The following is a 10,760-nucleotide window of genomic DNA, read 5'->3' on the forward strand; positions in this document are numbered from 1 at the left end:
ACCACCGATGTTCCGCCGAGCCTTCTGGTTCACCGCAGGCGCCGCCGCAGGCGTGTGGGCCACCACCAAGGTCAACCGGCAGCTGAAGAAGCTGACGCCGGAGAGCCTCGCCGCCCAGGCCGCCGACAAGGCCGTGGAGGCGGGCCACCGCCTCAAGGACTTCGCCCTCGACGTCAAAGCGGGAATGACGCAGCGCGAGGACGAGCTGAACGATGCACTGGGACTCCACCAGGATCCCGACCGGCCCGACAACGTCACCGCCCTCCCGGGGCCGCGGCGGCTGCGGGCCATCGAGTACGACCAGCACGACAAGAACACCCGCCGATCGAACCGCTCGGCGGTTACGTACAACCGGAATGAGGACCACTGATGGAGTCGGCTGAAATCCGCCGCCGCTGGCTGAGCTTCTTCGAGGAGCGCGGTCACGCCGTTGTCCCTTCGGCGTCGCTCATCGCGGACGACCCGACTCTGCTGCTGGTCAACGCGGGCATGGTGCCCTTCAAGCCGTACTTCCTCGGCGAGACCAAGCCCCCGGCCCCGCGCGCCACCAGCGTGCAGAAGTGCGTCCGCACGCCGGACATCGAAGAGGTCGGCAAGACCACCCGCCACGGCACGTTCTTCCAGATGTGCGGCAACTTCTCCTTCGGGGACTACTTCAAGGAAGGCGCCATCAAGTACGCCTGGGAGCTGCTCACCAGCTCCGTGGCGGACGGCGGCTACGGCCTTGAGCCCGAGAAGCTCTGGATCACCGTCTACCTCGACGACGACGAGGCCGAGCAGATCTGGCGCGAGAAGATCGGCGTCCCCGCCGAGCGCATCCAGCGCCTGGGCAAGAAGGACAACTTCTGGTCCATGGGCGTCCCCGGCCCCTGCGGCCCCTGCTCGGAGATCAACTACGACCGCGGTCCGGAGTTCGGCGTCGAGGGCGGCCCCGCCGTCAACGACGAGCGCTACGTGGAGATCTGGAACCTGGTCTTCATGCAGTACGAGCGCGGCGCCGGCGACGGGAAGGAAGACTTCCCGATCCTCGGCGACCTGCCGTCGAAGAACATCGACACCGGTCTCGGCCTCGAGCGCCTCGCGATGATCCTGCAGGGCGTGCAGAACATGTACGAGACCGACACCCTGCGCGTGGTCATGGACAAGGCCACCGAGCTGACCGGCGTGCAGTACGGCGCCGCCCGGGGCACCGACGTGTCGATGCGCGTGGTCGCCGACCACATCCGCACCTCCGTCATGCTCATCGGCGACGGCGTCACCCCCGGCAACGAGGGCCGCGGCTACGTGCTGCGCCGCATCATGCGCCGCGCCATCCGCAACATGCGCCTCATGGGCGCCACCGGCCCGGTCGTCCAGGACCTGGTCGACGTCGTGATCGACACGATGGGGCAGCAGTACCCGGAGCTGGTGACCGACCGCAAGCGCATCGAGACCGTCGCGCTCGCCGAAGAGGCCGCCTTCCTGAAGGCCCTCAAGGGCGGTACGAACATCCTCGACACCGCCGTGACCGAGACCAAGGCCGCCGGCGGCACGGTCCTCTCCGGCGACAAGGCGTTCCTGCTCCACGACACGTGGGGCTTCCCGATCGACCTCACCCTGGAGATCGCCGCCGAGCAGGGCCTCTCCGTGGACGAGGACGGCTTCCGCCGCCTCATGAAGCAGCAGCGGGACCAGGCCAAGGCCGACGCCAAGGCCAAGAAGACCGGCCACGCGGACATGTCCGCCTACCGGGAGATCGCCGACAGCGCCGGCGGTACCGAGTTCACCGGCTACGCCACCACCCAGGGCGAGTCCACCATCGTCGGCCTCCTGGTCAACGGCGTCTCCGCGCCCGCCGCCTCCGAGGGCGACGAGGTCGAGGTCGTCCTCGACCGCACCCCCTTCTACGCCGAGGGCGGCGGCCAGCTCGCCGACCAGGGCCGCATCAAGCTCGACTCCGGCGCCGTCATCGTCGTCCGCGACGTGCAGCAGCCGGTCCCGGGCGTCTCCGTGCACAAGGGCTCCGTCCAGGTCGGCGAGGTGACGGTGGGCGCCTCCGCGTACGCCGCCATCGACGTCAACCGCCGCCGGGCCATCGCCCGCGCCCACTCGGCCACGCACCTGACCCACCAGGCGCTGCGCGACGCCCTCGGCCCGACGGCCGCCCAGGCCGGCTCCGAGAACTCGCCCGGCCGCTTCCGCTTCGACTTCGGCTCGCCGAACGCCGTTCCCGGCTCGGTCCTCACCGATGTCGAGCAGAAGATCAACGACGTGCTCTCGCGCGAGCTGGACGTCACCGCCGAGATCATGAGCATCGACGAGGCGAAGAAGCAGGGCGCCATCGCCGAGTTCGGCGAGAAGTACGGCGAGCGCGTGCGCGTCGTCACCATCGGTGACTTCTCCAAGGAGCTGTGCGGCGGCACGCACGTCGGCAACACCGCCCAGCTGGGTCTGGTGAAGCTGCTCGGCGAGTCCTCCATCGGCTCCGGCGTGCGCCGCGTCGAGGCCCTCGTCGGCGTGGACGCGTACAACTTCCTCGCCAAGGAGCACACGGTCGTCGCCCAGCTCCAGGAGCTGGTCAAGGGCCGTCCGGAGGAGCTGCCGGAGAAGATCGCCTCCATGCTCGGCAAGCTGAAGGACGCCGAGAAGGAGATCGAGAAGTTCCGCGCGGAGAAGGTCCTCCAGGCCGCCGCCGGGCTCGCCCAGAACGCCCAGGACATCAAGGGCGTCGCCCTGGTCGTCGGCCAGGTGCCGGACGGCACCGGCGCCGACGACCTGCGCAAGCTGGTCCTGGACGTCCGCGGCCGCATCCCGGGCGACCGTCCGGCCGTCGTGGCGCTGTTCACGGTGGCGGGCGGCCGCCCGCTGACCGTCATCGCCACCAACGAGGCCGCCCGTGAGCGCGGTCTCAAGGCCGGCGACCTGGTCCGTACGGCCGCCAAGACCCTCGGCGGCGGCGGTGGCGGCAAGCCGGACGTGGCCCAGGGCGGTGGCCAGAACCCGGCCGCCGTCCCCGAGGCCATCGCCGCGGTCGAGCGCCTCGTCGTAGAGACGGCCTGACCGATGACACTGCGCCGCGGCCGCCGGCTCGCCATCGACGTGGGGGACGCCCGGATCGGAGTCGCCTCGTGCGACCCCGACGGGGTGTTGGCCACACCGGTCGAGACCGTGCCGGGACGGGACATTCCGTTCGCCCACCGGCGGCTGCGGCAGCTCGTCGAGGAGTACGAGCCCCTCGAAGTCGTGGTCGGCCTTCCCCGCTCGCTCAGCGGGCGGGAGGGGCCGGCCGCGGCCAAGGTGCGCGCCTTCGCGAACGAACTCGCGAAGGGCATCAAGCCCGTGACGGTCCGACTGGTGGACGAGCGGATGACCACGGTCACCGCCGCCCAGGGCCTGCGGGCCTCCGGCAGGAACGCGAAGAAGGGCCGGTCGGTCATCGACCAGGCAGCCGCAGTGGTGATCCTCCAGAACGCTCTTGAGACCGAACGTGTATCAGGTAATCCGCCCGGTGAGTGCGTCGAAGTGGTTGTCTGATCGCGATACGGTAACGTTCCGCGCGATGAGACGGCATTCGAACAGCCGTCGCCCACGGAATGCCGGACTCCGTGGCCTTCGTCTCGCGGCTCTAGGGGACCGATGACTGAGTATGGCCGGGGCCGAGGCTCCGAACCGTGGCACCCCGAGGATCCCCTGTACGGGGACCAGGGGTGGACCGGGCACCAGACCCAGCAGGGCCAGGCGCCCTACGGTGGCGACCCGCAGCAGCAGTATCCGCAGGAGCCGCAGTACCAGCAGCCGTACCCGCAGCAGCCACAGCCGCAGCAGCACTACCCGCAGCAGCCACAGCAGCAGTACCCGCAGCAGCCGTACATGCAGCAGCCCCAGCAGCCCCAGCAGCCGCAGTACGTCGAGCAGCAGCACCAGGGTTACGCCCCGCAGCAGCCGGTCTACGACAGCCAGGGCTGGGACACCGGCCAGGGCCAGTACGTGGGAGCGGTGCAGGCCGACCCCTACGCCGGAGCGGACCCGTACGCCTCGCAGCCCGTCCCCGTGTACCCGGGCGGAGCCCCGGACCTGTACACGACGGAGGAGGCCTACCCGCCTCCGCAGCCCCCGGGCCGGCGCCACCTGGAGCCGGAGCCCGCCGAGGAAGCGGACGAGGAGCCCGACGACTCGTTCTTCGCCGGCGGCGGTGGCCGCGGCGACGACGACGGTGACGGCGACGAGCCCGGTGGCGGCCGCCGCTCCGGCCGCTCGAAGGGCGGCAAGCCCAAGAAGCGCAGCGGCATGGCCTGCCTGATCGCGGCCGTCGTGATCGTCGGCGTGGTCGGCGGTGGCGGCTACTACGGCTACAACTACGTCAAGGCGAGGTTCGGCGCCGCCGAGGACTACGCGGGCGAGGGCACGGACGAGCTGGTCGACGTGGAGATCCCCAAGGGCGCGCTCCTGGGGGAGATGGGTCGGATCCTGAAGGGCGCCGGCGTGGTCGCCAGCGCCCAGGCCTTCGTCGACGCCGCGAACGCCAATCCCAGGGGCAAGTCCATCCAGCCGGGCATGTACCCGATGAAGAAGAAGATGTCGGGTGCGGCCGCGGTCGCGCTGATGATCGACCCCAGCAAGCTGAACGTCATCACCGTCACCGAAGGCATGCGCAACGCCAAGGTGTACGAGGCGATCGACAAGAAGCTGGGCAAGCCGGAGGGCACCACCCGGGAGATCGCCCTGCGCGATGCCAAGAACCTCGGCCTGCCGGCCTGGGCCGGCAACAACCCCAAGATCACGGACCCGCTCGAGGGCTTCCTGTACCCGATGCGCTACGACCTCAGCAAGGACAGCACCCCCGAGTCGCTGCTCAAGCAGATGGTCAAGCACGCGAGCGACAAGTACGCGGAACTGGGCGTCGAGGGCAAGGCCAAGGAGCTCGGCCTGGACAACCCGCTCCAGGTGGTCACGGTCGCCAGCCTCGTCAACGCCGAGGGCAAGAACCACGACGACTTCCGGAAGATGTCCGAGGTCGTCTACAACCGCCTGAAGAAGACCAACGACGTCACGAACCAGAAGATCGAGTTCGACTCGACGTACAACTACGCCAAGGGCCAGAGCGAGATCAACTTCAACCTCAAGGAAGCCCAGGCGTTCAACAACCCCTACAACACGCACTTCATCAAGGGACTGCCCGTCGGCCCGATCGGCAACCCCGGCATGGACGCGCTGACCGCTACGCTCAACCCGGACCACGGGGGATGGATGTTCTTCGTGTCGGTCGACGGCAACACGACGACCTTCACCAAGACCTACGACGAGCACCTCCAGCTCGTCGCCGAGTTCCAGGAACGGCAGAAGCAGAAGAACGGCGGGTAGCAGGACATGTCACGGATACGGGCCGCGGTGCTGGGTTCGCCCATCGAGCACTCCCTCTCACCGGTGCTGCACCGCGCCGCCTACCAGGAGCTCGGCCTCGACGACTGGTCGTACGACCGCTTCGAGATCGACGAGGCCGCGCTCCCGGGATTCGTCGCCGGCCTCGGCCCCGAGTGGGCCGGGCTGTCGCTGACCATGCCGCTGAAGCGGGCGATCATCCCGCTGCTCGACGGGATCAGCGACACGGCCGCCTCCGTCGAGGCGGTCAACACGGTCGTCCTCACCGAGGACGGCCGCCGCCTCGGCGACAACACCGACATCCCCGGCATCGTCGCCGCGCTCCACGAGCGCGGCATCGAGAAGGTGCCGTCCGCCGCCGTCCTCGGCGCCGGCGCCACCGCCTCCTCGGCGCTCGCCGCGCTGTCGCGGATCTGCACCGGCGAGGTCACCGCGTACGTCCGCTCGCGCGCCCGCGCCAACGAGATGCGGCAGTGGGGCGAGCGGCTCGGCGTCCCCGTCCGCACGGCGGACTGGTCCGAGGCGGCCGGGGCGCTGGCCGCGCCGCTGGTGATCGCGACCACCCCGGCCGGTACGACGGACGCCCTGGCGGCCTCCGTGCCCGACGCGGTGGGCACCCTCTTCGACGTCCTCTACGACCCCTGGCCGACCGCCCTCGCCGCGGCCTGGGACCGCCGGGGCGGCAAGGTCGTCGGCGGACTGGACCTCCTGGTCCACCAGGCCGTGCTGCAGGTCGAGCAGATGACCGGCCGCACCCCGGGCCCCCTCGCCGCCATGAGGGCCGCCGGAGAGCGGGCGCTGGCCGCCCGGTAGGCTTTCCGCCTGCACATTTGATCTTGGGGGCGGCGTGGACCAGGCAGGGACCGAACAGACACTCGCATCGAAGTGGGACCTCCCCTTCGTCATCTTCAGCACCCTCAGAGTGGCGTTCGGCACCCTGCCGTGGTGGGCCAAGGCGATCGTGATCGGACTCGTCGGTTCCGTCGCCGTGTGGACGGCGATCACCTGGCTCCGCGAGCGCGGCCGCCGGGTCGCCTGACGGACAAGGCGTCCGATAGCTGGACCGGGGCCCCGTAGACCGGTCCGGACATGGGAGGATCAGTCATGGCGGGTCCGGGCCGCGCACCCCGATCGCGCCGTCGCTGTACCAGGCGCGAGCATGAGGAGCATCGTTGAGCAGGTTGCGTTGGCTGACCGCCGGGGAGTCGCACGGACCGGCACTGGTGGCGACGCTGGAGGGCCTTCCCGCCGGCGTCCCGGTCACCACCGAACTGGTGGCCGACCACCTGGCCCGGCGCCGGCTCGGCTACGGCCGCGGGGCCCGGATGAAGTTCGAGCAGGACGAGATCACCTTCCTCGGCGGCGTCCGGCACGGGCTGTCGCTGGGTTCCCCGGTGGCCGTCATGGTCGGCAACAGCGAGTGGCCCAAGTGGGAGACCGTCATGTCGGCCGACCCGGTCGACCCCTCGCTGCTCAAGGACACCGGCCGCAACGCGCCGCTGACCCGTCCGCGGCCCGGCCACGCCGACCTCGCGGGCATGCAGAAGTACGGCTTCGACGAGGCCCGGCCGATCCTGGAGCGCGCCAGCGCCCGTGAGACCGCCGCCCGTGTCGCCCTCGGCGCGATCGCCCGGTCCTTCCTCAAGGAGGTCGCGGGCATCGAGATCGTCTCGCACGTGGTCGAACTGGCCGCGGCCAAGGCCCCGTACGGCGTCTACCCGACCCCCGCCGACGTCGAGAAGCTCGACGCCGACCCGGTGCGCTGCCTCGACGCCGACGCGAGCAAGGCGATGGTCGCCGAGATCGACCAGGCCCACAAGGACGGCGACACCCTGGGCGGTGTGGTCGAGGTCCTCGCCTACGGGGTTCCCGTCGGCCTCGGCTCCCACGTCCACTGGGACCGCCGCCTCGACGCCCGCCTCGCCGCCGCGCTCATGGGCATCCAGGCCATCAAGGGAGTCGAGGTCGGCGACGGCTTCGAGCTGGCCCGCGTGCCCGGCTCCCAGGCGCACGACGAGATCGTCTCCACCCCCGAGGGCCTGAAGCGGACCTCCGGCCGTTCCGGCGGCACCGAGGGCGGTCTGACCACCGGCGAACTGCTGCGCGTACGGGCCGCGATGAAGCCCATCGCGACCGTGCCGCGGGCGCTGGCGACCGTGGACGTGGCGACCGGTGAGGCGACGGTGGCCCACCACCAGCGCTCCGACGTCTGCGCCGTCCCGGCCGCGGGCATCGTCGCCGAGGCCATGGTGGCCCTGGTCCTGGCCGACGCGGTCGTCGAGAAGTTCGGCGGCGACTCCGTCCCCGAGACCCGCCGCAACGTCCGCTCGTACCTCGACCACCTGCAGATCCGGTGACGGCCGGACCGGTCGTCGTGCTCGTCGGACCCATGGGGTCCGGCAAATCCACCGTGGGCGCGCTGCTCGCCGAGCGGCTCGGTGTCCCCTACCGGGACACCGACGCCGACATCGTCGCGGCCCAGGGCCGGGAGATCTCCGACCTGTTCGTCGACGAGGGCGAACCGTACTTCCGCGAGCTGGAGCGGCAGGCGGTCGCGGCCGCCGTCGCCGAGCACACCGGAGTCCTCGCCCTCGGCGGCGGCGCCGTCCTCGACGAGGGCACCCGCACGCTGCTCGCCGGCCTCCCCGTCGCCTACCTGTCGATGGACGTCGAGGAAGCCGTACGGCGCGTGGGCCTCGGCGCCGCGCGCCCGCTGCTCGCCGTCAACCCGCGCCGCCAGTGGCGCGAGCTGATGGACGCCCGGCGCCCCCTGTACACCGAAGTCGCGCGCGTCGTGGTGGCCACCGACGACCGCACCCCCGAAGAGGTCGCCCAGGCGGTCCTCGACGCTCTGGAGTTGAAGGACGTATGACAGACCAGGTGACGCGGATCCACGTCGGCGCGAGCGCCGGCCATGACGCGTACGACGTGCTCGTCGGCCGACAGCTGCTCGGCGAGCTCGGCTCCCTGATCGGTACGAAGGCCCAGCGGGTCGCCGTGATCCACCCCGAGGCCCTCGCCTCGACCGGTGAGGCACTGCGCGACGACCTGGCCGAACAGGGCTTCGAGGCGGTCGCCATCCAGGTGCCGAACGCCGAGGAGGCCAAGACGGCCGAGGTGGCCGCGTACTGCTGGAAGGCGCTCGGCCAGTCCGGCTTCACCCGCACCGACGTCATCGTCGGCGTCGGCGGGGGAGCCACCACCGACCTCGCGGGCTTCGTCGCCGCCACCTGGCTGCGCGGGGTGCGCTGGATCGCCGTACCGACCACCGTCCTCGCGATGGTCGACGCGGCCGTCGGCGGCAAGACCGGCATCAACACCGCCGAGGGCAAGAACCTGGTGGGCTCCTTCCACCCGCCGGCCGGCGTGCTCTGCGACCTGGCCGCGCTGGAATCGCTGCCGGTCAACGACTACGTCAGCGGCCTCGCCGAGATCATCAAGGCCGGATTCATCTCCGACCCCAAGATCCTCGACCTGATCGAGGCCGACCCGGCCGCCGCGCGGACGCCCGAGGGCCCGCACACCGCCGAGCTGATCTGCCGCTCCATCCAGGTCAAGGCGGACGTGGTCTCCAGCGACCTCAAGGAGTCGGGCCTGCGGGAGATCCTCAACTACGGGCACACCCTCGCGCACGCCATCGAGAAGAACGAGCGCTACAAGTGGCGGCACGGCGCGGCCGTCTCCGTCGGCATGGTCTTCGCCGCCGAGCTCGGCCGCCTCGCGGGCCGCCTCGACGACGCCACGGCCGACCGCCACAAGGAGATCCTCGCCGCCGTCGGCCTGCCGCTGACCTACCGCGGCGACCAGTGGCCCAAGCTGCTCCAGACCATGCAGGTCGACAAGAAGTCGCGCGGCAACCTGCTGCGCTTCATCGTCCTGGACGGCCTCGGCAAGCCCACCGTCCTGGAGGGCCCCGACCCGGCGCATCTGATCGCCGCGTACGGAGAGGTGTCCGCGTGAGCCGCAAGGTGCTCGTCCTCAACGGCCCCAACCTGGGCCGGCTGGGGTCGCGCGAGCCCGACGTGTACGGGGCCACCTCGTACGCCGGGCTCGTGGAGAGCTGCCGCGCGCTGGGCGAGGAGCTCGGCTTCGACGTCGAGGTCCGCGAGACCAACGACGAGGGCGAGCTGATCCGCTGGCTGCACGAGGCGGCGGACGGCAAGATCCCCGTGGTCATCAACCCGGGGGCCTTCACGCACTACTCGTACGGGATGAGGGACGCGGCCGCGCAGCGCACCGCGCCGCTCATCGAGGTGCACATCTCGAACCCTTACGCCCGCGAGGAGTTCCGGCACACCTCGGTCATCGCCTCCGTGGCGACCGGGACGGTGGCGGGCTTCGGCATCGGTTCCTACCGGCTGGCGCTGCGCGCCCTGGCGGACGAGATCTCCCTCTGACGCCGAGACCGACGCCCTGCCCGGCGGTGCTGGTGGACCGCCGGGCCGCCGCGGTCATATAACGTTCTCGCATCAGTAGCCGGAACGAGACGGAGTGGCAGCGGATGCACCAAGGAGTGGGGGGCGGGAGCGCGGGCTGGGGGCAGTCGGGACCCCATCCGGCGGCGCCTCCGCCACCGCCGATACCTCCGGCGCAGGGCTGGCCGCAGATGCCGCCCGCGCCGGCCCCGGTCGGGCCGCCGTCGCACCCGGTGGCGCCCGTACCGGAGGCCACCGGGCACATTCCGCTGCCGCCCGCGGTGCCGGGTACCGGGGCCGCGACCCTCGCGGTGCTGCTGATCGGCCCGGCCGGCGCGGGGAAGACCACCGTGGCCCGGCACTGGGCCAGCACCCGGCCGGTGCCGACCGCCCACGTCAGCCTGGACGACGTCCGGGAGTGGGTGTGCTCCGGCTTCGCCGATCCGCAGGCGGGCTGGAACGAGCACTCCGAGGCCCAGTACCGCCTCGCCCGCCGCACCTGCGGCTTCGCCGCCCGCAACTACCTGGCCAACGGGATCTCCTGCATCCTCGACGACGCCGTCTTCCCGGACCGGCCGGTGGTCGGCCTTGGCGGCTGGAAACGGCACGTGGGGCCCACGCTGCTGCCCGTGGTGCTGCTGCCCGGCCTGGAGATCGTCCTGGAGCGCAACGCGGCCCGCTCCGGCAACCGGCGGCTCTCCGACGAGGAGGTCGCGCGGATCCACGGGCGGATGGCGGGCTGGTACGGCTCCGGTCTGCCGATCATCGACAACTCGCACCTTGACGTGGAGGGGACGGCGCGAGCCCTCGACGAAACGTTGGCGCGGGCGCTGGCCTAGGCAGTCTCTCCGCCGCTGCTGGGGCTCTGCCCCCGCGCCTCAATCGCCGGCGAGGCTGGGTTTGGTGCCCCCGGGCGGGGTCTGGCCTGCCGGGCTCGGCGCCGCTGCTGGGGCTCCGCCCCAGACCCCGCGCCTCAAACGCCGGCGG

At 71.3% G+C, this 10,760-nt stretch carries 11 protein-coding genes; all 11 read left to right on the forward strand.

Annotated elements, in window-relative coordinates; translation table 11 throughout:
* Positions 1–7: 7 nt before the first annotated feature.
* The 11 genes from ACFWBN_RS35000 to ACFWBN_RS35050 all read left to right on the forward strand — a co-directional run bounded on the left by ACFWBN_RS35000 (position 8) and on the right by ACFWBN_RS35050 (position 10,612).
* Positions 8–370, forward strand: a complete 363-nt coding sequence (locus ACFWBN_RS35000) for a DUF6167 family protein (protein WP_385184213.1) — start codon at positions 8–10, stop codon at positions 368–370.
* Positions 370–3,039: an alanine--tRNA ligase gene (alaS, locus tag ACFWBN_RS35005; protein WP_385184216.1), complete on the forward strand. Its 2,670-nt coding sequence runs from the start codon at positions 370–372 to the stop codon at positions 3,037–3,039. The genes ACFWBN_RS35000 and alaS overlap by 1 nt, the downstream gene beginning before the upstream one ends.
* 3 nt (positions 3,040–3,042) lie before the next feature.
* Positions 3,043–3,513, forward strand: a complete 471-nt coding sequence (gene ruvX / locus ACFWBN_RS35010) for a Holliday junction resolvase RuvX (RefSeq protein ID WP_030028999.1) — start codon at positions 3,043–3,045, stop codon at positions 3,511–3,513.
* Between the two features lie 102 nt (positions 3,514–3,615).
* Entirely contained in the window at positions 3,616–5,340 is a 1,725-nt protein-coding gene (gene mltG / locus ACFWBN_RS35015) for an endolytic transglycosylase MltG (protein WP_385184220.1), read from the forward strand.
* A gap of 6 nt (positions 5,341–5,346) precedes the next feature.
* On the forward strand, positions 5,347–6,171 hold the full coding sequence (locus tag ACFWBN_RS35020) for a shikimate dehydrogenase (RefSeq protein ID WP_385184222.1): 825 nt from the start codon (positions 5,347–5,349) through the stop codon (positions 6,169–6,171).
* Between the two features lie 34 nt (positions 6,172–6,205).
* On the forward strand, positions 6,206–6,397 hold the full coding sequence (locus ACFWBN_RS35025) for a hypothetical protein (protein ID WP_385184224.1): 192 nt from the start codon (positions 6,206–6,208) through the stop codon (positions 6,395–6,397).
* A gap of 133 nt (positions 6,398–6,530) precedes the next feature.
* Positions 6,531–7,715: a chorismate synthase gene (gene aroC / locus ACFWBN_RS35030; RefSeq protein WP_351289707.1), complete on the forward strand. Its 1,185-nt coding sequence runs from the start codon at positions 6,531–6,533 to the stop codon at positions 7,713–7,715.
* Positions 7,712–8,230, forward strand: coding sequence for a shikimate kinase (locus ACFWBN_RS35035; protein WP_385184226.1), 519 nt, complete (start codon positions 7,712–7,714; stop codon positions 8,228–8,230). Before aroC ends, ACFWBN_RS35035 begins: the two co-directional genes overlap by 4 nt.
* Positions 8,227–9,318, forward strand: coding sequence for a 3-dehydroquinate synthase (gene aroB, locus ACFWBN_RS35040; RefSeq protein ID WP_385184229.1), 1,092 nt, complete (start codon positions 8,227–8,229; stop codon positions 9,316–9,318). The genes ACFWBN_RS35035 and aroB overlap by 4 nt, the downstream gene beginning before the upstream one ends.
* Positions 9,315–9,755 (forward strand): type II 3-dehydroquinate dehydratase, encoded by a 441-nt coding sequence (gene aroQ / locus ACFWBN_RS35045; RefSeq protein WP_215018894.1) that lies wholly within the window; start codon positions 9,315–9,317, stop codon positions 9,753–9,755. The genes aroB and aroQ overlap by 4 nt, the downstream gene beginning before the upstream one ends.
* Before the next feature lie 104 nt (positions 9,756–9,859).
* The gene (locus ACFWBN_RS35050) at positions 9,860–10,612 is read left to right on the forward strand and encodes an AAA family ATPase (protein ID WP_385184233.1); all 753 of its coding nucleotides are present in this window, start codon (positions 9,860–9,862) and stop codon (positions 10,610–10,612) included.
* Positions 10,613–10,760: the final 148 nt, after the last annotated feature.

Source organism: Streptomyces sp. NPDC059989 (assembly GCF_042736975.1).
Taxonomy (GTDB): Bacteria; Actinomycetota; Actinomycetes; order Streptomycetales; family Streptomycetaceae; genus Streptomyces.

What these genes read in the sequence shown, in the direction of transcription:
- ACFWBN_RS35000 (WP_385184213.1), top strand. Translation starts at nt 8, where the DNA reads ATGTTCCGCCGAGCCTTCTGGTTCACCGCAGGCGCCGCCGCAGGCGTG.
- alaS (WP_385184216.1), top strand. Translation starts at nt 370, where the DNA reads ATGGAGTCGGCTGAAATCCGCCGCCGCTGGCTGAGCTTCTTCGAGGAG.
- ruvX (WP_030028999.1), top strand. Translation starts at nt 3,043, where the DNA reads ATGACACTGCGCCGCGGCCGCCGGCTCGCCATCGACGTGGGGGACGCC.
- mltG (WP_385184220.1), top strand. Translation starts at nt 3,616, where the DNA reads ATGACTGAGTATGGCCGGGGCCGAGGCTCCGAACCGTGGCACCCCGAG.
- ACFWBN_RS35020 (WP_385184222.1), top strand. Translation starts at nt 5,347, where the DNA reads ATGTCACGGATACGGGCCGCGGTGCTGGGTTCGCCCATCGAGCACTCC.
- aroB (WP_385184229.1), top strand. Translation starts at nt 8,227, where the DNA reads ATGACAGACCAGGTGACGCGGATCCACGTCGGCGCGAGCGCCGGCCAT.
- ACFWBN_RS35050 (WP_385184233.1), top strand. Translation starts at nt 9,860, where the DNA reads ATGCACCAAGGAGTGGGGGGCGGGAGCGCGGGCTGGGGGCAGTCGGGA.